Here is a 22,548-nt window from a genome sequence, read left to right on the forward strand (position 1 = left end):
CAGCAGGCAGCCAACCCAAGGAAGGAAGCCCGCCGCGCTGAGCGGCAACAGGTGAATAACTTACACGACAAACCACAACCACGCAAATCAAGGCGCACAAAACCCCTAGGAAACGGCTTCATAGCGCGCTTCCCTCGGCGTGTCGCACAAGGCCTCCCAAACGGTTCCTGAGCCCTGTTATGGCCAGAATAACCCAGCGAACAGCTCCCAAAACGGCAACATCCACCATTCGGCGCGCGTGTCGCGCTTCCCCACCATCAATTCACCGTCAATCCACCAGCCGCTAACGCGCTTTGAATAGGCTGAACAGATTCCGTTCCCGGATCATACCGCCCCCGAACACCGTTCCAACGCCACTGCCAGCCAACATCCAAGCCACCCCACGCATCTCCAGCAGGAATATCGCCCATGTGTCCGGCACCGGCTGCATACGTATTCCTACGAATAGCAGGGCATACGCCATCATCAGCCCTATCGCAGTTGGAATCAGCTGCTCACCGAGCAACTGCAGCGTCACCACGGTTTTCGACGCCCCCATTCTCAAATCGTTGTTTTGTATGCGACGTTTCAGATGCGCCATGAACCCCATTGAACGACTCTGGCGCATATCGACCGCCTCGTTGCGATACAGCTTGCAACCAATGCTGATCGTACCGTTTCATGACTTCGATTCCACACGGCTGGAAGAAGCCTATGCAATCCCGTCAACCACTGTTCATTGAGGGCGGGTATACCTGTAGGTATGAGTAAGAAAATCGCTGTACTGACCGGGGCCGGCATCTCTACGTCGGCCGGCATTCCTGACTTCCGCGGGCCTGACGGGGTGTGGACCAAGCACCCCGAGCAGACCAGCGTCTACGACATCGACCTGTTCCTGAACAACAAGGAGGACCGCGAATACTCCTGGCGTTGGCAGAAGGAATCGCCCGTGTGGAACGCGCAGCCGGGCGCGGCCCATAAGGCTCTGGTCAAACTGGAGAAGGCCGGGCTGCTCACACTGCTCGCCACGCAGAACTTCGACGCGCTGCACGAGAAGGCCGGCAACTCGCCCGACCTCATCGTCAACCTGCATGGCACCATCGGCACCTCGCACTGCATGAAGTGCCACCAGCAGTACGACACCGCCGACATCATGGCGCGACTGGATGAGGAACCGGACCCGCACTGCCACCGCACGCTCAAGTACCGCGGCGACATGCCCTGCAACGGCATCATCAAGACCGACGTGGTGTATTTCGGCGAGGCGCTGCCGGACGGCGCGATGGAGAAGTCATATGACCGCGCGACCAAGGCCGACGAGCTGTGGGTGATTGGCTCGACACTCGAGGTGTACCCGGCCGCCAGCATCGTGCCGGTCGCAGCTCAGGCCGGCGTGCCCATCACGATCATGAACATGGGCTCCACGCAGTACGACCGCCTCGCGACGCGTCTGATCCACGAGGACATCGCCGTGGCCCTGCCCAAGCTGGTCGACGAGACCATCGCGGCGGAGACTGAGGGCTGAAGCTGCGGAAGATGCTGAGCGGCGGAATCCGGAAGGCCATCGCATGCATTCGGTAAGGCAGCCATAAACAATCAAAGGGCTCGCTGCAATGATGACATTGCAACGAGCCCTTTCAATACGCGCTACCGATTAACAGGCACGAACCGCCTAATAGATGCGCTTGGGCTGGAAACCGGCCTTCTTCAATGCATCCAGAATACGGTCGATATGATCGGGACCATTGGTCTCCACGGTGACGCCCAGCGACACCGCGTTGGTGTAATGGCCGGATGCCTTGAACTGGTCATGGTCGAGCGCGATAACGTTGGCGCGCTCCTTGGCGAGCAGCGTAGCTACCTTGACGAGCTGACCCGGCGTATCCGGCAGCTCGACTTCGAAGTTCATGATGCGGCCGCGGGCGATCATACCCTTCTGAATCACGGCGCCCATAGTCACCGTATCGATATTGCCTCCGGACATGATCGGCACCACCACATGCGGACCCTGCGCGGCAGCGAACTTGCGGGAGCGCAGGTTCAAGTGCTCAAGCGCGGCGAGCGAAACCGCTCCGGCGGCCTCGACCACAAGCTTGTGCTTTTCGAGCATGAGCAGAATCATCTCATTGATGTCGCGCTCGGTCACGGTGACCAAATCGTCGAGGAATTCGTTGAGCAGCGCATACGGCAAATCACCCGGGTGCTTGACCGCCACGCCTTCGGCGGAAGTCACCACCTGGTCAGCCTCGGTGACGTGGCCCGCCGCGAACGAGTTCTTCCACGCCGGCGACCCCTCCGGAATCGCGCCGATCACACGAACTTCCGGCTTGAACGTCTTGATGGCGAGCGCCACGCCGGCGCCCAGACCGCCACCGCCAAGCGGCACGACCACATCGGTGACGTTCGGCACGTCTTCGAGGATCTCGAGCCCGATGGTGCCCTGACCGCAGATGACCTCGTAATCGTCGAACGGCGGCACGTAGATCATGCCTTCGGTTTCGGCGAGTTTGGCGGCGTGGGCGGCCGCCTCGTCGAACACATCGCCGTACAGCACCACGTCGGCGCCATAGGCCTTGGTGGCATCCACCTTGAGCGGCGGGGTGATGGTCGGCATGCAGATGGTGGCCTTGGCACCACGCTCACGGGCGGCGTACGCCACGCCCTGCGCATGGTTGCCTGCAGATGCGGTAACGATGCCGCGGGCGATCTGCTCTTCGCTGAGCGAGGCGATCTTGTTGTAGGCGCCGCGAATCTTGAAGGAGCCGGTGACCTGCAGGTTTTCAGGCTTGAGAAGAATCTCATGGCCAGTCAGTTCGCTCAGTGCCGGCGAAGGGATGATCTCCGTATGACGGGCGGTGCCCTTGAGTCGCTCGGCGGCGAGCTTGAGTTCCGCTGCATGGTCGCGTTGCAGCGCTTTCAACACTTCCTTTTGTTCCATAGTGGGTATTGTAAGCACCAAGGCGCCGAAAGGCCCCAGCTATCTCGCTTGCGTGAGGTACATTAGCAGCTTTTCGGAAAGCTATCTGTCTTGAATGTAGTGCCCAACTAAGAATGTATCGAGTACGAACACTGCAATATCAACGTTTATACTCGGCGTTTGCTGGTTTGGGTACCACACTCAAAGCAGATAGCTTTCCGAAAAAGCACCGAAGTACCACATTCAAGACAGATAGGGCCTCCGGACTCGATATTCCGAGGAGCGCAGCGGAACTACAGCTGGATGACAACAGCCTCCCACGGGTCGAGCTCGCCATTGGCGAGGGAGACGACCGAGTGGCTGGCGTTGTAATTGGTGATGACGATGTCCGGCTCGGCGACGCCCATGGCCACCAGCCCGGCGGTATCGTGCGGCAGATCGACTGTGCGTCCGGACATGTTCACCACGACGAGCAGACGCTCCTTGCCCAGACTGCGCGTGAATGCGTACACGTGCTCGTCGGCGGCGTCAATCAGCTCCCAGTCGCCGGCGGCGATAACCGGGCGTTCATGCCGCAACGCGATGAGCTGCTTGTAGAACGCGTACACGGAATCCGGATCGTCGAATTCGCCGGCCACGTTGATCGCCGCATGGTTCGAGTTCACCTCGATCCACGGCTCGCTGGTCGCATCCGGCGCGGTGAATCCGGCGTAAGCGGAGCCGTCCCACTGCATCGGGGTACGGGCGTTGTCACGGCTACGGGCGGCGATGCCGGCCATCATCGATTCCGGCGACTGCACCTTGGCTTCCTCGACGCGCTGGCGATAGGCGTTCAGAGACTCGAGATCGCGATACTGGTCGAGGCGGGTGAAGTGGGCGTCGGTCATACCGAGCTCCTCGCCCTGATACACGTACGGGGTGCCGCGATGCATGTGCAGCATGAGGCCCAGCGCCTTGGCGGAACGCACACGGTTCTCCTCACTGGAATCATCTCCCCAGCGGGACACCACGCGCGGCTGGTCATGGTTGCCGGTGAACAGGCTCGCCCAGCCCGCGTCCGCCACCGCGGTCTGATATCCCGCCATGATGGACTTGAGCTTCGGCAGATCCAGCGGCAGCGGCTTCCATTTGACGCCTTCGCAGTCGAAATCGACATGCTCGAAGAGGAACAGCATATCGAGCTCGCCGTTGGCCGGATCGGTGATGTGCTCGTTGCGCTTGGCGGTGATGCCCGGCGCCTCGCCCACCGTGAGGAAGCCATCGCGCCCGTCGAACACCTCGCGGCGCATTTCGGCGAGGAACTCGTCCTGGCGCGGGCCGTCCGCACAGAACGGATTCGGGTTGGAATACCCTTCCTCGCCCACGGGCAGATCTTCAAGCTCGGAGCCGTATTCGCCCGGCAGACGGCCTGCGGAGTCCGTGCGCTTGGAGATCAGCGTGATCACGTCCATGCGGAAGCCGTCAACGCCACGGTCGAGCCACCAGTTCATCATGTCGTACACCGCGCGACGCACGTCCGGGTTCTCCCAGTTGAGGTCCGGCTGCTTCTTCGAGAACTGGTGGAAATAGTATTCACCGCGCTCCGGGCAATACTCCCACGCCGAGCCGCCGAAATAGGAGCCCCACCGGTTCGGCTCCGCTCCCGGCGTGCCGGGCTCGTGGCCCGGACGGGCCGGACGCCACCAGTACCAGTCCGCGTGCGGGTCGCCCTTGCTCTTGGATGCCTCGAACCAGGCGTGCTCGTCGGAGGTGTGGTTGACGACCAGGTCCATCACGATCTTCAGGCCGCGCTTGTGGGCTTCGGCGAGCAGCTCGTCCATGTCTTCCAGCGTGCCGAACAGGGGGTCGATGTCCCGGTAGTCGGAGATGTCGTAGCCGTTGTCGTCCTGCGGGGACTTGTAGACCGGGGAGAGCCACAGCACGTCCACGCCGAGGTCGGCGAGGTAGTCCAGGCGGCTGGTGATGCCCTTGAGGTCGCCGAATCCGTCGCCGTTGGTGTCCTGGAAGGAGCGCGGGTAGATCTGGTAGACCACTGCGTTCGACCACCACGGGTTCGGGGTCGCGCCGTTGGTACGGATGGCATCGGGCAGAGTCGGTCGGTTGAATTCCGTCATGATGGGGGCCTTTCTATGCAAACATTGCAAACAATGCAAACGTCGTTGTTGCCGGTTCGGCTATACGGATATTGAAACAGCCCGATGGTTTCATTCCCATCGGGCTGTTTGTCGGGCGTGGCGGAAAGTAATTATGCGGAGTACCGGTACGGAGGCATTGCGCTGAGGACAACCCTCGACGAAGGGGGCTCCCCTCAGTCAGCTTCGCTGACAGCTCCCCTCAAGGAGGGGAGCATACGGAGAGACCGCCGGACTGTTTATTTAACGGCGCCCTGCAATTACGAACTCGCCTGCGGCGAGGCTCAGTATTACCTCGCGGATTCGCGGCCTGCCAGCCGCCTGAGCCTACGGAGAGCCCACTGGGCTCTCCGCTTTACGGCTCATTCCGCTCGGCGCTGTGAAGTAATAGCAGCGCCTCGCGCTGCTATTACTTCACTCAGCAAACCGCCTCACGGCGGACTATTCCCTGCCTCACGACTGCCGCCGTTCGGAGGAGCCTATAAACAGTCCACCGGACTGTTTATTTAACGGCTCCTCTCATCACACCACCGACGACCCACTTTTGGGCGAAGATGTAGACGACGAGGATCGGGGCCATCGCCATGAGGTAGCTGGAGAAGGCCATCGGGTAGTTGGTGGCGAACTGCGAGCTGAACACGTACTGGGCCAGCGGGATGGTCTGGTTCGACTGGTCGGTAAGCACGATCAACGGCAGGAGGAAGTCGTTCCAAGCCCACAGCGCGGTCAGGATGGCGATGGTGGCGTTGATCGGGCTCATCAGCGGGAAGATGATGGTCCAGAAGATGCGCCACGTGGACGCACCATCGATGCGCGCCGCCTCTTCCAGCGAGACCGGAATCGAGCGAATGAAGCCGGTGGCGATGAACAGGTTGGTGCCCAGACCGAGAACGGTGTACAGGATGATCAGGCCAAGCTGGTTATCCAGATGCAGCGAGCCCATCTGCTTGGCGATCGGCAGCATGACCACCGGGAACGGCACGAACATGGCGGCGATGAAGAAGTAGTACAGGAAGCGGAAGAACCGCTTGTCCATGTTGCGGGCCACCGCGTAGGCCACGAAGGTGTTGGTCAGCAGGGTGAGCACCACGGCCACGACCGTGATGATTGCGGAGTTGAGCGCGGCCTTCGGATAGTTCACCTTGGCGGAGGCGTCGGCGAAATTACCCCACTGCCACGAAGTGGGCAGGGCGAACGTACCGGCTTCGGCCGGGGTTTTCAGCGCGGTGACGATGGTGAAATACAGCGGTACCAGAATCGTCAGCGACAGCACGGCCACGGCGGCGGTCAGCCACCAGTTTATGTTGCGGTCCTTGCGGTACTTGACGGGCGCGGCTTGGCGGAAGCGCCGGACTTGGATGGCGAAGCGAGAGTTGCAGTAGTCATTGGTCTTTCCTCTACCCGAAATCAGATCTGTTCCTGGCTGCGGGAGATGCGCAGCTGGATGAAGGCGATAATCGCCAGCACGATGAAGAAGAGCACGGCGTTCGCGGTCTGGTAGGCATACTCGCCACCGGTCAGACCGCCCTTCCAAATGAGGTAAGTGACCGTTTCGGTGGCGGAGTTCGGGCCGCCGTCGGTCAAGGCCACGACCTGATCGAATGTGCCGAGCGCGTTCTTCATGGACAGCACGAGGTTGATGGTGAAGAACGGTCCGATGAGCGGGAAGGTGATCTTCCAGAACTTCTGCCACGGGTTGACGCCGTCAAGGGCGGCGGCCTCGTAGATCTCATCGTCGATGGTCTGCAGGCCGGCAAGGTAGATGAGCACGGAGTAGGCCACGCCCTGCCATACGGCGAGAAACACGATCGGAATCCAGCTCAGCTGCTCGTTGGTCAGCAGCGACGTGGACAGCCATTCGATGCCGAGCGCCTTGCCGAGCTCGGGCAGCGGGTTCATGAAGATGTATTTGAACACGTAGCCGATGACCAGCACGGAGAGGGTGTAAGGCACGAAGAAGATGGCGCGGAAGCCGTTCTTGAAGGCGATCTTCGAGTTCAGCAGCACCGACAGGAACAGCGCGATCACATTGATGAGCACCGTGATCGCGATGGCGATGAGCAGCGTGAACAGGTAGGCGTGGCCCACACGGTTGTCCTGGAACAGGGCGAGATAATTCTTGAAGCCGATGAACTTGTAGTCGCCGTAGCCCTGGGAGTTGGTGAAGGAGTACTTCACACCGTCAAGGAACGGCAGATACAGGAAGAAGGCGAAGATGATCGCCGCCGGGACCGCCATCCAGTAGTAGGCGGGATCGACCTTGCGCTTGGAGAAGGCGGAGACCTTCCTCATGGCCGGCTTGGCGGTCTTGTGCGATGCGGGCTGACCGATGATTGCGTTGGACATTATTGTTCTCCTCTCCTGCTCGTCACTCGAAGGTCCTGGCCTGGACCTTGTCCCATTCGGTCTGCATCTGGCTCAGGAATCGATTGGTATTGCCGGACGTGACCATGGTCTGCAGATAGCCGCCGATATTGATGGACGAGGGGATGTAGTGGTCGCAGAAATCGGCCAGACGGTTCTCCTCGAAGAACGGGCGCACGGTTTCCAGCGCTTCGTTGCCGAAGTACGTGTCCTTGAGCGGGGTGATGGCGGACTGGGCGTCAGCGTAGGCGTCGAGCTGTTCCTTCTGCATCATGAACTCGACGAGCTTCATCGCCTCGTCCTTGTGCTTGGTGTTGGCGCCGATGGTAAGCATCACGTCGTCGCCGGCGGTGAGAATCTGCTCGTCGGCATCATCCGAGGCAGGCATCTGCGCGAAGCCGAGGTTGATGTCTTTATTGATGAGCAGGATCTGCGGGATGGCGTAGGTGCCGAGCGGGATGATCGCGGCCTTGCCTTGGGCGAAGCTCTGCGTGCCCTGCTGGTAGGTGACGCCGGTGTCGGCGGTGGAGTAGGTGAAGAGCTCGGCCTCCTTCTCGACTGCCGTCTTCCACAGTTCCTGGAAGGTGGTCTTGCCCTGTTTCAGCTCGGTGTACTTGGTTTCAGGGACGAGCGTGCCGGCGAGCGAGGCAAGCGGCGCCTGCGTGGTCCACGCGTCCGCCACGGTGCCTTGAACCGGGTTGATGCCGGCTGCCTTGAACGTGTTGAGCATGTCCGTGAACTCGGTCCAGGTGGTGGGCGGGTTCTCCGGATCGAGGCCGACCTGCTTGAACAGATCCTTGTTGTAGATGTATCCCGAGGCGTTGCCGGCGAACGGCAGGCCGTACAGTCGCTTCTTGGCCGGGTCCGTGGTCTGGACCAGGTTCTTGGCGATGTTCACCATGCCCGGGTTGAGCTCGTCCACGATCGGCTCGTCGGTGAAGTCGTAGAACACGCCGGACGCGGCGAACATGCCGAAGCTGATGTCACCGTTGAACGTGATGACGTCCGGCACACGGTTCTTCACGAAGCGTGTGCGCAGATCGGTCTGCGCGTTGGCGGAGTTGTTGATGTTGACCTTGATGGTCGGGTTCTGCTTCTCGAAGTCCTGCACCATGGCCTTGAACGTGTCTGCAGCCTCGGATTTGAACTGGAAGAAATCAAGAGTGACGGTTCCTGCGGTACTTGAACCGCAGCCTGCCAGACCAAAGCCCACGGCGAGCGCGCAGACCACGGCGGCCACGCGAGTGCCTATGCGCCTGGGTTTGGGAGTTGGATGGGAATCTGACAGCATTGCTGGCTCCTTAGTGTTTCCTACCGCCAACGGCACCTGCGCCGATGGCAATTCCTCCACTGTCAAAGGTATCGATTGCGCGATTTCATTCCCAGCGACCGCGAGCCTCCTTGCGCAGGCAAGTAAAAACGCGGTATTTTGTGATTAACGCAATTAATTCTTATGCAAAGGGGCGCGATGGCTGATTCCAATGCGATTCCGCAGTGGTTTTCCGGATCGGAGCATACGCATCGGGTGGCCGCAGCCGTGGCCCAGTACGGACCAATCGCACGCACCACACTGGCCCAGATGCTGGGGCTGAGTCAGGGGGCGTTGTCCCGTATCACCAGCGACCTCATCTACGCGGGCGTAATCGAGGAGCTGCCGGCGAGCGCCACTGTCGGCATGACCGGCAAGCTGCCGGAGCGTTTCACACCGAAGGAGAGCTCCGACCGGCGCGGCCGTCCGCAGACGGCGCTTGTCCTGTGCTCAAATGCGCGCACGTTCGTCGGCGTCAAGGTGCATGGCACTTCGATAGTGTCCGCCGCAGTGAACGCGCATGGCGAGGTGATATCCCAGCGCCACGAGCTGCCGATCGGCGAGGACCAGTCACCCGAGTATGTCAGCAGCGGAATAGCGCGCCTCACGGCAGCGTGCGCAAACGACGTAGTCGCGGCAGGTCTACCCTCCCCCACTGCGGTCGGCGTGGCGGTCGGCGGCCATGTGATCGAGGATTCCGTAGTGACGTTCGCGCCATTCCTGCACTGGGAGGCGCCCATCGATCTTGGCGCCATGGTGCAAGCCGCGACCGGACTCCCGTGCGGCGTGTTCAACGACATCGACTCGCTGCTGGTGGATGCCTCCTGGTTCGGCCCCGGCGTGGGACTGGACATGTTCGCCGTGGTGACGATCGGCGTGGGCGTGGGCTATTCGCTGGCTGTGCACGGCGAGCCGGTGGCGTATCCGGATAAGAGCTATGGATTGGTGGGGCATGTGCTGGTGGACTCGGAAGGGCCGCGCTGCACCAGCGGCCATATCGGATGCTCGCAATGTTTGACCGACGATTCCATCGCGGAGCAGTATTCGGCTATTGTCGGGCGCGCGGTGACATTCGAGGAGTTCGTGCGCGACGCCCGCGCACGTATCCCACAGGCCACGCAACTGGTGAATCGCACCTGTTTCCGATTGGGCACGCTCGTGGCCACGGTGGCGAACATCGCCATGCCAGGGCATGTGATGATTGCCGGGGAATCAGCGTTCCTAGCCAAGCTGGGCACCGATTCACTGCGCGACGGCATCCGCCTGTACCGGCACAGTCAGACCCAGCCGGTGAGGTTCACCATCGTGAACCACGACTGGCAGCTGTGGGCCAAGGCAGCCGCCAGTCGCGTAATCGTGCAGCATATCGGCTAGGCGACTACCGGCATGTCAGCTTAACGCCACGGCCTTGAACAGGACTGCCTGCTGGGGGTGGAGGGACGGCGGACGGATGCCGTAGCGCTGCAGGGCCTCGCCGGTCAGCACCACGCCGTCTGCGTTCCACCAGCCAAGCGTGCTTTGGCCGTTGCTGATGGAGCCTTCGAGGTCGAGGCACGGGTCGAGCGGGCTCACACGATAGCGACGAGTCGGGTCGAGTCCGGGCAGTCGCACCGGTGCTGCAGGATAGGTCTGGCTCGTGGTCAACTGGGTGAAACGGTAAATGGCGGCGTCGCCACTCGGCATCACCATGCCGTCGAGTCGCACGGCCGGGTCGTTGGCGTCGGCATGCACGCAGGCGTCGATGGCGAACCAATCACGGTGCTTCTTGAACTCGGCCACCCATACGGCCAACTTGGCGAGCGCGTCCTCCGGCTCCTTCAGCAGGTTCCATTCGATGCCCATATGGCCGAAGAACGCCATGGCCATGCGCAGTTCCTGGCTGGTGGCGCGCTGCGTGGAATGCGCCGGACTGGCTCCGACATGCTCGCCCATCATGGCCGGCGGCACCAGCAACGACGTGTAGCGTTGGATGTCCGCACGTTCCACCGGGTCGACGCAGTCGGACACCCAGATGCGATCGGCGTATTCGAGAATGCCGAGGTCGACGCGGGCGCCTCCGGACGAGCAGCTTTCAATCTCCAGTCCGGAGTGGCGCTGCTTCAATCCCTTGAAGATCTCATAGACGGCCAGGGTCTGCGCGTGTACGGCCGGGCGACCCGTACGGCGGGAAGCCGCCTCGGTGACGAGCTTGTTATGGTCCCACTTGATGTAGTCGATGCCGAGATCGCCTACCAGCGAGTCCATCGCGCCGAACACGTAGGCGAATGCGTCGGGATTGGTGAGATCAAGCACCTGCTGGCTGCGGCCCTGCATCGGCAGTCGGCCCGCGGTGGGGGAAAGAATCCAGTCCGGGTGGGCGCGCACCACGTCGGAATCGATATTCACCATTTCCGGCTCGAACCACAGGCCGAACTGCATGCCCTTGCCGTGCACATAGTCGGCAAGCGCCTTGAGCGACTTCGGACCGTCCGGCCACACCTCTTGGGAGATCTGCCAATCGCCCAGACCCGACGTATCGTCTCGGCGGGAGCCGAACCAGCCGTCATCCACCACGAATCGTTCGACGCCGGATGCTGCGGCCTTGTCGGCGAGCGCCTTGAGCGTATCGAAGTTATGGTCGAAGTACACGGCTTCCCACGTGTTGAGGATCACCGGACGGCCCTTGGCGAACAGCCGCGGATGGCGGGAGCGCACATAGGCGTGGAATCGTGCGGCGATCTCATTCAGGCCATCGCCGAATGAGCCGAACAGCCACGGAGTCTCATACGAGCTCTCACCTTCGCCCTGAGGAGCCAATGCCACTTCGCCGCCGAGCAGGACTTCGCCGCCGCCGATGACGCCCTGCGTGTACGGCAGGCGCTCGACGGACAGCACGGAATTGCCGCTCCAACCCACGTGCACGGAATATGCCTCGCCATGCTCGAAGCCGAAGCCGGGCACGCCGGCGGTGAGCAACAGGGAGGCGTCGAAGTCGGGGCGGCCGGCGAGCTGGGGCTTCTCGAATCGTCCGACGGTCAGCGGCTGGCGCTGCGGACTGCGCTCATGCAGATGATGACCGGTGGTGGTGAGGATTTCGCCGGCCAGTTCGGGGACCGGGAAGCCGAGCTCGATTTTGCCGACCTCAAGCGGGGCGACGGCATCTGCTGTGGCATCTGCGGCGGCATCAGCCGAGGGGTCCGCCGAGGAATCAGCCGAAGGATTGGAAGCCGGCACGCCAAGGTTGGTGACCGCGGCCTTCTGGCGGGCGAGGCCGCCGTCCAGCAGCTCGAGTCGCCATTCGAGGGCGATGCCGCTCTCCTTATCGATGGCATCCACCACGACTCCAGGCACCTGGACCGGACCGGTGGTGCGGAAGTGACCGGTCACATCGGCATATTGGTCAGCGCCCGAGGCGTCCAACGTGGCGGGCAGCACGCCATCAGCGGCGATATTGGTTACGGTGAACTTGGGGAACAGTTCGATGCCGGCGCGGCGCAGTACCACACGCGGCTCGCCGATCCAGCTTTCGGCCTGCGTTGGCAGCACGGTGGGCCATACGGTTTCGTCAAGTCCGCCGGAGATGCGCTGCGGCTTCAACGCATCATACGAGTCGAGCAGTGTCTCCGGATCGGCGAGAGGACGGCCCCAGTGCACGATACGCGGCAGTTCATCGCCGGCGAATACCAGGCCTACGGCCGCGCGCGCGGCCTGCTGTTCAAGGTAGACGGCGGTAAGTCGGGTGCCGTCGGCTGCTGCACCGGTGAATGTGCGAGCTTGGGAATCGGACATGATGGGGGTCTCCTTTGACTGGTCGGCCGGCTCGGCAGTGATGGGCCCAGCCAGCGCCGGCATGAGTCGGCATATGCAGGACTGTGTCGCATCAAGCAAGAGCACGAGCGAGCGGTTTTCTGTTGTATCGCTGATTCCGATGGTAGGCGCAGGCGAATATGTTGCTTTGACGCCGCGTGTTTCTTGCACAACGCAAGTATTTCTGTGCTGTGCCGCCGTAATCCACGCAATACCGCAGTCACGTGATGCCGCGAACCCGTCCGCCAACCGTCGCAATCCACGTTCAACCCACCCACGGTGTAGGGACTTCCCCATGGTGTAGGGAACCGAATAGTGCCCTTACGATCAAATCCGCAGAATAAAGCCATTTTGCTTCCCTACACGGTGGGATGTTCCCTACACCGTGCGGCCTTCCCTACACGGTGGGTACACCTGTACCCCGAGGAAAGACATACCAAGTACCGCCGAACGTCGAACGTCAGCGACGGGCGGTGAAAAAGTCGGTGAGCACGGCTTGGCAGTCGGCCTCGAGTATGCCGCCGTACACCTCGGGAGCGTGTCCGACGTGCGGATCGCGCGGAATATCCCATACCGAACCGCATGCGCCAAGCTTGGCATCCCACGCACCGAACACAATCGAACCGATATGCGTCTGGACGCAGGCGCCTGCACACATCGGGCAGGGCTCGAGCGTGACCACCAACGTGCAGTCGGCAAGATTCCAGAAGTGGGAGCGAGCGCGGACGCGGGCGCAGTGTGCCTCGCTGTGCGGACACTGTGCCTCGCGGCACGGGCGTTCAGTCGCAGCCCCATCGGCCGCAGCACCATCAGCCGAAACCGTTCGGCATGCCGTACAATCCGACTGCTGATGTGTGGCATACGGCTTAGCGGCATCGACTCCGCAGAAATCCATATCAGAATCATCCATATCAGCAGCTTCCGCAGCGTCGCGCGTATCCGAACCGGCCTTGGCCAGCGTCTGCGTGGCCTCGCGCATCGCCAGAATCTCGGCATGGGCCAGTGGATCGCCATGCGCCTCGCGCGTGTTGCAGCCTCGGCCGATTATCCGCCCGGCGGCATCCAGCACCACCGCGCCGACCGGCACGTCGCCGGCCTCGGCAGCCTGCCGGGCCAGCGCCAGCGCCTCGCGCATCGCCTGCGTATATGCCACTTTCAGATCCATACTGCGAGTCTACATAGCAAATAGTCATGCGCGTACGCATGCGGCGCCGGGGCCTGCGCTGCGTATTCGCTCACGCCCTGTATTCGCCCCCTGTATGCGCTCACCCCCGGTATTCATCCACCCTCTGTATTCGCTCACCCCCTGTATTCACCCACCTCAACGCGGCGAAACCTCGGCCCAACCACAGAAACACCCCACTCGCCCACCTCAACGCGGCGAAACCACGGCCCAGCCGACGGAACACCCCGCTACAAACCCGTCAACGGAGCGAAACCTCGGACCGACCGGGAACACACCCCACTCACAGCCCGTCAGCGAGGCAAAACCTCGCACAGACCACGATTCCGCGCCACTCACAACCCGTCAGCGAAGCAAAACCCCGGCCCAACCGACGAAACACCCCGCCCACACACCCCCAACGAGGCAAAACCACGGCCCAGCCAACGAAACACACCACTCACAGCCCGTCAGCGAGGCAAGACCACTAGTCAATCGACGAAATGCATCACTCACACACCCCCAGCGGAGCGAAACCTCGGACAGACCACGATTCTGCATCATTCACCTTCCGTCAGCAAGGCAAGACCTCGGTACAACCGACGAATCATCCAGCTCACACACCCTCAACGAGGCAAACCCTCGGCCCAACCAACAGAACACCCCACCCACGCAATCCGCGGCATGCGCTTATCACAAACGGCGGGCCATGCCATGTAACTGGATTTCCTAACGGTTCCCATATACTTGCCCCGGGGAAGAAAGGACAATCATGGCGGTATTCGAACTTATCATGTGCATTATCGCGGCCGTAGTGGTCAGTTCGTTCGCCAGTCGCTTCATTCCGAAAGTATCCACGCCTCTGGTGCAGATCGCACTGGGCGTGCTTGTGGCGTATCTGCCGTTCTTCCCGAACGCCCGCCTCAATCCTGAACTGTTCATGGTGCTGTTCATCGCACCGCTGCTGTATCTCGAAGCGCACGAAATCGACAAATCCGCGCTACTGAAAACCCTGAAACTCAGCCTTTCGCTCGCCATTGGCCTGGCGATCGCGACGATGGTGGCTGTAGGCTTCATCCTGCACGCCGTCTGGCCGGCGATTTCGCTGGCGTCCGCACTGGCCTTGGGCGCGGCATTGGGGCCGACGGACGCAGTGGCCGTCAGCTCCCTCGGCAAGGAAGCGTCACTGACACAGCGTCAGCGAGGGGTGCTCAAGGGCGAATCACTGTTCAACGACGCATCCGGCATCGTGGGATTCCAGTTCGCACTGGCCGCGGCCTTCACCGGCCGGTTCGCGGTCGGCGAGGCAGCCGGCGAGTTTGTGGTGTCGTTCATCGGCGGCACAGCGTTCGGCCTCGTGGTGGCGGTGCTCGCCAATTGGGTATTCGAGACAGTGCGATCGCTCGGCTGGGAGACCACCACCACACGCATCCTCATGGAACTGTTCCTCCCGTTCCTGTTGTATCTGGGAGCCGAGGAATTCCACGTATCCGGCATTCTGGCCGTGGTGGCAGCTGGCCTGTTCATTCGATTCGACCGCACCGGCGTGGGGCCTAATGTGGCACGCACAAACATCGTGTCGACGTCGGTATGGGGAGTGCTGAGTTTCTCGCTCAACGGCGCGGTATTCATCCTGCTGGGAATGCAGCTGCCGGGCGCCATGATGACCAGCTGGTCCGACCCGCGCATCAGCAATCTGGTGCTGATCGGCATCATCCTGCTGGTCACTGCGATAGTGATTGTCCTGCGATTCGCCTGGGTGGCGGGCATGCTGCGCATCGCGCGCGACACGTATACCGGCCACCGACGCCGTATGACACCCGAACGCTGGCGTTCGGCTGCAGTGATGACATTCGGCGGGCCGAAAGGCACCATCACGCTCTCACTGATGTTCACCATCCCGTATTCCATCGCGGGCGGCGCCGATTTCCCAATGCGCGACGAACTGATGTTCATAGCCTCCGGCGTCATCGTACTCACCCTGCTGCTGGCGAACTTCCTGTTGCCGTTGCTCGCGCCAAACCGCGGCAAGGATCCCGCCACCGAAATGATTCCCATCACCGTGGATGTATTGCGCGCTACTGTGGAGGAGCTGACAGGTCGCATCACGCCCGAGAACCGTCGAGCGATTCTGATGGTGATCGACCTGTACACCAAGCGCATCAGCAGGCTGAAGCAGCGCATCGGCACCGCCGACCCGCAAGGTCTGGAGCAATTGCAGATCGAGGCATTGCATTGGGAGAAGCAGTTCATCCATCAGCAATTGGATGCAATCAAGGCCCATCCGGACCCTGATCCCGCCACACAGGAGCTGAACGAGGAAGCTTGCGAGCGCATGCTCGATCAGATCATGAACACGCTGCGGCATACCGCAGTGGATTCCGAGGCGGATGGCCATACGGTGTCGCAGATCCGCGGCCGTGCACGCATGCTGCAGCGTCGCGTGAACAACGTCGCCAAGCGCACGATATCCAAGATCCGGCACACCGCGCCGCTGGTGAGCGAGGACCAGATATTCGCCCGCACGCGCGCATTGCAGATCGAGGTGATCCATCATGTGATTGACCGTCTGGTTGATGAGATGGGACGCGACACATACAACACCGAGCATTGCTCCGCGCTACTGCTCGATTATCGACGGGCCGAGGCCTCGCTCAAGGCCCGACCGACCATGAGCGGTTCGGCGGCGGTCATCGGGCAGGTCGAGGAGGTCAAGCGCGAAAGCTACGGCATCGAGCTGCGCGTGATCCAAGACATGCTCGAAGCCGGAGACATCAGCCGTCCTCAAGCCAAAATACTCCGTCGCAACATTTATGTGATGCAAGTTGATGCCGATTCCGGCATCTAGACCTGCATCCTACGAGCCAACGAACGGACAATCCAGTGGACTGTCCGTAGGCTCGCAGAAACCAGCCTCGCCGAAGGCGAGACCATACCAGTTGATGCCGATTCCGGCATCTAACTTGCATCACCGTCGCGGCGCAGCCGCTCCCCTCGCCTACGCGCAGCCGCTCTCTCGGTCAGCGACGGGCGGCTTTGAGCGCCACGAACAGCGAACGCACTAGCAGCACACACAGGTAGACGGTGAACAGGATCGCACCGGTCCTCGGAGTCACGGCTTCGGCAATCCACGTGCCCAAGGGCGCGGTCAGCGCGGCGACGATTCCGATGATCAGAGCGGCTTTGATATGCACCATACGCCGACGCGCATTGGCCACGGACGTGGTGATAGCGTTCGGAAACATGGCGAGCAACGATGTGCCACGCGCGATGAGATCGCTCGCCCCGAAGATGATCGACAGCGCCGGCACACAGATCGCCCCGCCGCCGATGCCCAGCAGTCCGGCCAGGATGCCGGCAATCACTCCAAACGCGATTAGTCCTGCAACCGTTGCCGCGTTCAGCACGATGCGTGAATCACGCGAGGGGTTCGACATGGCCTGGTTCACGATCACGAACACCAGGAACAGCACGAACGCCCATCGCAGCACGAGCTCCGGCAGTTTAGACAGCAGCCACGACCCGATCTGTCCGCCCACGAACATGCCGGCGAAAATGATGACTGCGGCAATCCAATCCACATCATCGCCCACGGCATAGGAAACCACGCCGGATACGGCCGTGGGCACGATTGCCATCATCGAGGTGGCCGCCGCATGCCGCTGCGTGAGGCCGAGCCAGACCAGCGCCGGTACGATCACCGTACCGCCGCCGATGCCGAACATGCCGGACAGTATGCCGACCGCCACGCCCACCACGGCCATAATCGCCAGCCCGCGCGGCGATTCATCCAGATGATTCTGATCGATGCTGTCTGCAAGACCCCTTGCGTTATCCCCTGTGCTCACGGCCCCAGTCTATGACCGGCGGCAACGTACGTGCGGCGCAATGTCCGTCTGGCGCAATCGATTCAGCCTAGACTCGCGGCACCGACGCGGAAGCCAGCCTGGGACCCGACGCAGCATTGGTGCGACACAGCACGGAATGAACGCCGAACCGGCTGTATGTTCGCGTCCCAACGAAGGCGGCGCAAACTTACAGTCGTTTTTGCGGCAATAACCGGCTGTATGTTCGCGGGGTATAGGTTGGAACGCGAACATACAGCCTCCAGAAGCCTCCAAAAGCCTCACCGGAGCCACCGCGTCACCAGAAAACCGCCGCCCAACCGCGCCACCAGCCGCCCCAGCACGTACCAACCACCGCGTCACCGGACCACCGCCCAACCAGCGCCACCGCGCCCCAGCGCCACCGCGTCACCAGAACCACCGCCCACCCGTGCCACCCGCCGGCACCCCGGGCCTCCGTACCGTACGGCGGCGCACCCAACCACACCACCGGTGCCCGGCCGCCCACCCGTACCGCCCGCCACGGCACAACCGAGGCTACAGCACGCCCGAGGTGATGTCGTTGTCGAGCAGCCACTGGCGCAGATCGGCGAACTCCTCAAGGCTCACATTGTGGTCGAGGCCGTGGTAGCTCTTGGTTTTGAGCCATGTGTGCTCCTCGAGCCATGCCGCAGTGGCAAACAGTTCGTATTTCGGCACGACACCGTCGTTCTTGCCGTAGGTGTAGAACACGGGGATGTCGTAGTCAGCGAGCCGGTCGTCGGCGGGCGCGGTACCGGGCACTTGGCCGGGCGCGTTGAAGCCGGATAGGCTGATGACCGCGCGGTACCGTTCGGGATTGATGCGCAGCAGGTGCACGGCGACGAGGCCGCCTTGGGAGAAGCCAAGCGGCACGATGTCGCGGTCGGCGGGGATGTTCGCAGACACCCAGTCATCGACCGCGCAGGCCGCGGCGTACGCATCGTAGTCACGATCCTCGCCTACGGGCATCGCCCCGTGCAACCACGCATAGTTGCCGGGCTCGCCCGCTGCATCCCGCCATCCGCCGGTGTGCCAAATCGTATGATTCGCGCAGGCTTGAGGCGATTGGGCTTCGGCGTCAGAGGATGCACAGGCCGCGTCCGACAACTCCGAGCCCAAGCCAACCGCAGCCGCCGAGCCCACCGAATCCGCCGAATCCGCCGAATCCGCGCCACCAGCCTGTCGCGTAGACGCCGAACCACTATCACCGTCGGCGTCGCGCTCCTCCCGCGCCGGCGCCAAGGTCAGCGGTCCGCGCAGCGCGACGTAGTCGTTGTACGGCGCGATTAGCCGCATGATGTCCGCCATCTCCTGCTCGTTCGACCCCCAGCCGTGCAGCAGCAGGAACAGAGGATGGGTCAGGTGCTGGCCGAATCCACCGCGCGCGGTGGCGGCATGGCTCACGGTCAGCGGGTCGCCGTAATGGCCGGGGACTTCACCGGATTCGCCGCCGACCAATGGAATACGGGAGTTGGCTTCGTTGCTCATGTGATTTATGGTAAAGGGTCTCAATATGACTATGCCCGAATGTGACCATGATGTGTGTCACATTCGGGCAGTATGGGGCGAATCAACTCCGCGATGCCTCAGCGAAGCGGTTCGCCGACTATGCAGTCGTGCCGATCAGATGCCCTGCCAGGCAGGCTTGTGCGCGAAAGCGTAGCGGTAGTAGTCCTTGTGGCGCAGGCGGCTGGCGGCTTCCTCATCGATGATGATGGTGGCGTGCGGGTGCAGCTGCAGCGCGGAGGCCGGGCAGAACGCGGACACGCCGCCCTCCACCGTCTCCTCGATGGCCTCGGCCTTGCCGGAGCCGAACGCCAGCAGCACGAGATGACGGGCCTTGAGCACCGTGCCGATGCCCTGCGTGATGCAGTGGGTCGGCACCTGATTGATGTCGTCGTCGAAGAAGCGAGCGTTGTCGATGCGCGTCTGCTCGGCCAGGGTCTTGACGCGCGTGCCGGAGGCGAGCGACGAGCCCGGCTCGTTGAAGCCGATGTGGCCGTCAGTGCCGATGCCGAGAATCTGCACGTCGATGCCCCCGGCGGCTTCGATCGCACGATCGTAGGCCGGGCCGGCCAGCGCGATCTTGTCGCCGTCCTCAAGCGGAGCGCCGTTGAGGATGTCACCGGGCACGTGCACCTTCTCCGGGTCGAGACCGAGCGGCTCCACCACCGTGCGGTGGATGGTGGAATGGTAGGACTGCGGGTGCTCGAGCGGCAGGCCGAGGTACTCGTCCAGCGCGAAGCCACGCACCTGCGATACGTCGATGGATTCGTCCTTGACGATCTTGGCGAGCGCCTGATAGGCGGCCAGCGGGCTGGAACCCGTGGCCAGGCCAAGCACCGCGTCCGGCTTGGCCTTGATGAGGTCCGCGACGGCACGGCCGTAGATCTGGCCGGCTTCTTCCTGGTTCTTGACAATGATGACTTCAGTCATAACTGTTCCTTAGATATCTCCATTGTTGTGGTGATGGTTACAGATGTTCGGCAATAAGCCCGATCAGGCGTTGCGCCAGGCGATGCCGCTGCCTTCGAGGTCGAAGGTCTCGGTGCTGCCGTCCGCCAGCGTGACCGTCGTGGTCTGCGGCTCCTCGGTGTTGTTGATCACGCAGTAGATGCCCCGTTCGGGGAAGTGCGCGACCTCGCATTCGGGGTTGGACGAGCTCCATGCCGCATACTTGTCCTCGTTGTGGGAGGCGTAGAACAGGATGCGTTCGAGCAGGCGCGCGTTCGCCGCCGAGTACGGAAGCCCGGACACGTACACGCCACGGCCCTTGCCGTATTCGTTGACGGCGAGCTGTACCTGGCCGTTGTCGGCGCGCAGCAGCGTCACGTCCTCGTTGATCGGGTAGGTGTTGGCCACCGGCTCGCCGAAGTCGATGCCGCCGAGCGGTGCTTTGCCCTGACCGCCGCCGCAGCCCGACAGCGGGATGCGGTAGCCGGCTTCCTCCCAAGCCTTGCGGGCTTCGGGATCGACATGCACGTCTTCGGTGATGAAGTGGTCCGGGGTGACCGGCGGGAAATACTTGTCGATGGACAGGGTCTGGAAGCGCTCCTCATCCACGCCGAGCACGTCCGCGAGCTGGAAGAAGCGTCCGGCCTGGAAGCGTGGCAGGGAGCTCGGCTCACCGACGCCCACGAAGGCGCCGCCGCCGCGCACCCAGGCGCGCAGGGTCTCGGTGAGCTTCGGATTGGCCCATACGTCGCCGCCGGTGAATGCGGTATCGACCGGACCGCCGTTGATGATCACGTCGATGTCCGGGTCCACGCCGTGCTCGAGCACGTCGTCGAAGCTGATGAAGCGCACGTTGACGCGCATGCCGGAGAGGGATTCGAGGATGCCGTAGTACGAGTAGGTCTGCTTGTTCGGCAGCGCGTGGGCCACGGTGAAGGCCATCCAGGAGCGCATCTTGCCCCAGGAGTTGAGGATGGCCACGTTGAGCTCACCTTCGGCTGCCTTGCCATCGGTGCGGTCGTGGATGTCGCGGAATTCGTTGGCGATGTGCGTCACGGTGTCCACGAACTTCGGGAACTTGGCCGCGAGGGACAGGTAGCCGCCGTATCCCATGCGGGAGATCGGCGAGCGCAGGATAGCGCGGCGGGCCTTGCGCCAGTTGTCAAGGCCTTCGATGCTCGGGTCGTTGCCCTCGTAGAAGGTGTCCGGGAAGAAGTACGGCAGGAAGCGGCCTTCGGTGTACTTCACGCCGGGGATGTCCGCGATCATGCGGGTGGTGGTGCCGTCGCCGATGGAGCCGACCACGGCGTCCAGGCCCAGATCGCCGAAGCCCTCCTTGTAGGGCTCGGTGCCGATCCACTGATCGCCGAGGAACATCATCGCTTCCTTGCCGGCCGCGTGGGACATGTCGGCGAGCTTCTTGACGTTCTCGCGCACGAAGCCGGAAAGGAAGTCGATCCAGTCGCGCTGCGCCTTGCGGGGCACGCGCCATGCGGAGTTGTAGGCACCGCCGTCCACGAAGTCCTCGGGGCGCAGACGGTAGCCGTACTGCTTCTCGAAATCGTCGAGCGCCTGCGGGGAGACCGTGCAGGAGCAACCGAACCAGTCCACCACCTTTTCGCGATGCTTCGGATCGAAGAGCAGGGTGAACTGGTAGAAGAACGTGGTGAAGCGCACCACATCCACCTGCGGGTTGTCCTTGAGCCACTGCTCGAAGGTGTCGAACACGAACTTGCGGGTGGCCGGATGGTAGATGTCAAACGGGATCTCGTGCTCCTTGTCACCCCAGTTGTTGGTGAGGTGGTTATACATCTCGACAGGATCCCAGATGATGTAGGCCATGAAGGAGACCGTGTACTCATGCATCGGGGTAACGCCCGTCACGTGCACGGTGTCGGCATCGGCGTCCAGCGTCCAGTGTTCGGGGGCGACCACATCTCCGGTGGTGCGGTCGACCACTTCCCAGTACTTGTGCGGGTCGGCGTCACGGTTGGGCGTCAGCTGTTCGGCGAAGAACCCGTCCATCAGCGGCACATCCACGGCATCGGATTCGGCCAGCACACGGTCGGTCAGCAGGTAGACCTGCGGCGTCTCGTCCATGTGCAGCGTGATCCACTCGTTGTGCGCGCGGGTCGGGAAGTATGCGCTGTAAATCTTCTTGCCAAGTGCCTGAACGGCTTCGTCCAGGTGTGTGCCGTCAGAGTTGCGGATGGCGTCGGCGCCCCACAGCTCAGCGAGCTCCTTGGTTTTCTCGGCGAAGTTCTCTTCGCTGGGAATCGTAAAACGCCCAGTGCTCATGAGCGCTCCTCTCTGTATTTCAGATAGGTTGTTAATATTGTTAACAAAATGAATTCTATCATGCGCTCCGGTCGTCCGGAAGCGTACGACAGCCGCGCGCCCCACTGCACTGGCGACGGCGAACAGCGCACGTCGGATTGACGTGGGACTCAGGGATACAGGCGATCAAACGCTAATATGCCTCGCCGTAAGTTCGTTGATTAATTCACTACCCCTCAGTCCCGCTTCGCCGGGCCAGCTCGTCCTGCAATTGTGGATGCGCTTCGCGCGCGGTTGACCGG

At 62.3% G+C, this 22,548-nt stretch carries 13 protein-coding genes and 3 pseudogenes; 3 read left to right on the plus strand and 13 right to left on the minus strand.

Annotation, left to right across the window (positions count from 1 at the left end):
- Positions 1-283 precede the first annotated feature (283 nt).
- Positions 284-580 (minus strand): hypothetical protein, encoded by a 297-nt coding sequence (locus BW14_RS10190; protein WP_140463516.1) that lies wholly within the window; start codon positions 578-580, stop codon positions 284-286.
- A gap of 162 nt (positions 581-742) precedes the next feature.
- Here BW14_RS10190 and BW14_RS10195 point away from each other — a divergent pair, with 162 nt between their 5' ends.
- Positions 743-1,504, plus strand: coding sequence for a Sir2 family NAD-dependent protein deacetylase (locus tag BW14_RS10195; RefSeq protein ID WP_140463517.1), 762 nt, complete (start codon positions 743-745; stop codon positions 1,502-1,504).
- A gap of 147 nt (positions 1,505-1,651) precedes the next feature.
- On the opposite strand, the gene ilvA is transcribed toward BW14_RS10195, so the two are convergent.
- From ilvA to BW14_RS10220, 5 genes and pseudogenes are all read right to left on the minus strand, one after another.
- Positions 1,652-2,917 (minus strand): threonine ammonia-lyase, encoded by a 1,266-nt coding sequence (gene ilvA / locus BW14_RS10200; RefSeq protein WP_140463519.1) that lies wholly within the window; start codon positions 2,915-2,917, stop codon positions 1,652-1,654.
- Between the two features lie 272 nt (positions 2,918-3,189).
- The gene (locus BW14_RS10205) at positions 3,190-5,010 is read right to left on the minus strand and encodes an alpha-glucosidase (protein WP_140463521.1); all 1,821 of its coding nucleotides are present in this window, start codon (positions 5,008-5,010) and stop codon (positions 3,190-3,192) included.
- Between the two features lie 520 nt (positions 5,011-5,530).
- Positions 5,531-6,414 (minus strand): annotated as a pseudogene (locus BW14_RS10210) (carbohydrate ABC transporter permease).
- A 21-nt stretch (positions 6,415-6,435) separates the two neighbouring features.
- Positions 6,436-7,374: a carbohydrate ABC transporter permease gene (locus BW14_RS10215; protein WP_140490522.1), complete on the minus strand. Its 939-nt coding sequence runs from the start codon at positions 7,372-7,374 to the stop codon at positions 6,436-6,438.
- A 22-nt stretch (positions 7,375-7,396) separates the two neighbouring features.
- A complete protein-coding gene (locus BW14_RS10220) occupies positions 7,397-8,683 on the minus strand; it encodes an ABC transporter substrate-binding protein (protein ID WP_140490524.1) in 1,287 nt (428 codons plus the stop codon).
- A gap of 177 nt (positions 8,684-8,860) precedes the next feature.
- On the opposite strand from BW14_RS10220, the gene BW14_RS10225 reads away from it, so the two are divergent.
- A complete protein-coding gene (locus BW14_RS10225; protein WP_140490526.1) occupies positions 8,861-10,075 on the plus strand; it encodes an ROK family protein in 1,215 nt (404 codons plus the stop codon).
- Positions 10,076-10,090: 15 nt separating this feature from the next.
- On the opposite strand, the gene BW14_RS10230 is transcribed toward BW14_RS10225, so the two are convergent.
- The 3 genes and pseudogenes from BW14_RS10230 to BW14_RS10240 form a co-directional block, all read right to left on the minus strand.
- Complete coding sequence (locus BW14_RS10230) at positions 10,091-12,469, minus strand: alpha-galactosidase (protein WP_044090281.1); 2,379 nt, start codon at positions 12,467-12,469, stop codon at positions 10,091-10,093.
- A gap of 478 nt (positions 12,470-12,947) precedes the next feature.
- Positions 12,948-13,193, minus strand: a pseudogene (locus BW14_RS12595) (nucleoside deaminase); the annotation flags it as partial.
- 252 nt (positions 13,194-13,445) lie between these two features.
- Positions 13,446-13,652 (minus strand): annotated as a pseudogene (locus BW14_RS10240) (deaminase); the annotation flags it as partial.
- A 769-nt stretch (positions 13,653-14,421) separates the two neighbouring features.
- Between BW14_RS10240 and BW14_RS10245 the strand changes: the two are divergent.
- Positions 14,422-16,497, plus strand: a complete 2,076-nt coding sequence (locus BW14_RS10245; RefSeq protein WP_044090282.1) for a sodium:proton antiporter — start codon at positions 14,422-14,424, stop codon at positions 16,495-16,497.
- A 172-nt stretch (positions 16,498-16,669) separates the two neighbouring features.
- Here BW14_RS10245 and BW14_RS10250 read toward each other — a convergent pair whose 3' ends face one another.
- The 4 genes from BW14_RS10250 to gnpA form a co-directional block, all read right to left on the minus strand.
- Positions 16,670-17,497, minus strand: coding sequence for a sulfite exporter TauE/SafE family protein (locus BW14_RS10250; protein ID WP_223847963.1), 828 nt, complete (start codon positions 17,495-17,497; stop codon positions 16,670-16,672).
- Positions 17,498-18,031: 534 nt separating this feature from the next.
- Positions 18,032-19,003 carry an alpha/beta hydrolase gene (locus BW14_RS12370; protein ID WP_308810446.1) on the minus strand — a complete coding sequence of 324 codons (972 nt, stop codon included), beginning with the start codon at positions 19,001-19,003 and terminating at the stop codon, positions 18,032-18,034.
- A 135-nt stretch (positions 19,004-19,138) separates the two neighbouring features.
- Positions 19,139-19,951, minus strand: a complete 813-nt coding sequence (gene nagB / locus BW14_RS10265; protein ID WP_044090286.1) for a glucosamine-6-phosphate deaminase — start codon at positions 19,949-19,951, stop codon at positions 19,139-19,141.
- Between the two features lie 63 nt (positions 19,952-20,014).
- A complete protein-coding gene (gnpA, locus tag BW14_RS10270; protein ID WP_140490528.1) occupies positions 20,015-22,267 on the minus strand; it encodes a 1,3-beta-galactosyl-N-acetylhexosamine phosphorylase in 2,253 nt (750 codons plus the stop codon).
- Between the last annotated feature and the right edge of the window lie 281 nt (positions 22,268-22,548).

Origin of the sequence: Bifidobacterium sp. UTBIF-68 (assembly GCF_006408855.1) — a bacterium.
Taxonomy (GTDB): Bacteria; Actinomycetota; Actinomycetes; order Actinomycetales; family Bifidobacteriaceae; genus Bifidobacterium; species Bifidobacterium reuteri.

Excerpts from the sequence above, each read along its gene's own strand:
- BW14_RS10190 (WP_140463516.1), bottom strand. The coding sequence starts at position 580 with ATGGCGCATCTGAAACGTCGCATACAAAACAACGATTTGAGAATGGGG.
- BW14_RS10195 (WP_140463517.1), top strand. The coding sequence starts at position 743 with ATGAGTAAGAAAATCGCTGTACTGACCGGGGCCGGCATCTCTACGTCG.
- ilvA (WP_140463519.1), bottom strand. The coding sequence starts at position 2,917 with ATGGAACAAAAGGAAGTGTTGAAAGCGCTGCAACGCGACCATGCAGCG.
- BW14_RS10205 (WP_140463521.1), bottom strand. The coding sequence starts at position 5,010 with ATGACGGAATTCAACCGACCGACTCTGCCCGATGCCATCCGTACCAAC.
- BW14_RS10215 (WP_140490522.1), bottom strand. The coding sequence starts at position 7,374 with ATGTCCAACGCAATCATCGGTCAGCCCGCATCGCACAAGACCGCCAAG.
- BW14_RS10220 (WP_140490524.1), bottom strand. The coding sequence starts at position 8,683 with ATGCTGTCAGATTCCCATCCAACTCCCAAACCCAGGCGCATAGGCACT.
- BW14_RS10225 (WP_140490526.1), top strand. The coding sequence starts at position 8,861 with ATGGCTGATTCCAATGCGATTCCGCAGTGGTTTTCCGGATCGGAGCAT.
- BW14_RS10230 (WP_044090281.1), bottom strand. The coding sequence starts at position 12,469 with ATGTCCGATTCCCAAGCTCGCACATTCACCGGTGCAGCAGCCGACGGC.
- BW14_RS10245 (WP_044090282.1), top strand. The coding sequence starts at position 14,422 with ATGGCGGTATTCGAACTTATCATGTGCATTATCGCGGCCGTAGTGGTC.
- BW14_RS12370 (WP_308810446.1), bottom strand. The coding sequence starts at position 19,003 with ATGAGCAACGAAGCCAACTCCCGTATTCCATTGGTCGGCGGCGAATCC.
- nagB (WP_044090286.1), bottom strand. The coding sequence starts at position 19,951 with ATGACTGAAGTCATCATTGTCAAGAACCAGGAAGAAGCCGGCCAGATC.
- gnpA (WP_140490528.1), bottom strand. The coding sequence starts at position 22,267 with ATGAGCACTGGGCGTTTTACGATTCCCAGCGAAGAGAACTTCGCCGAG.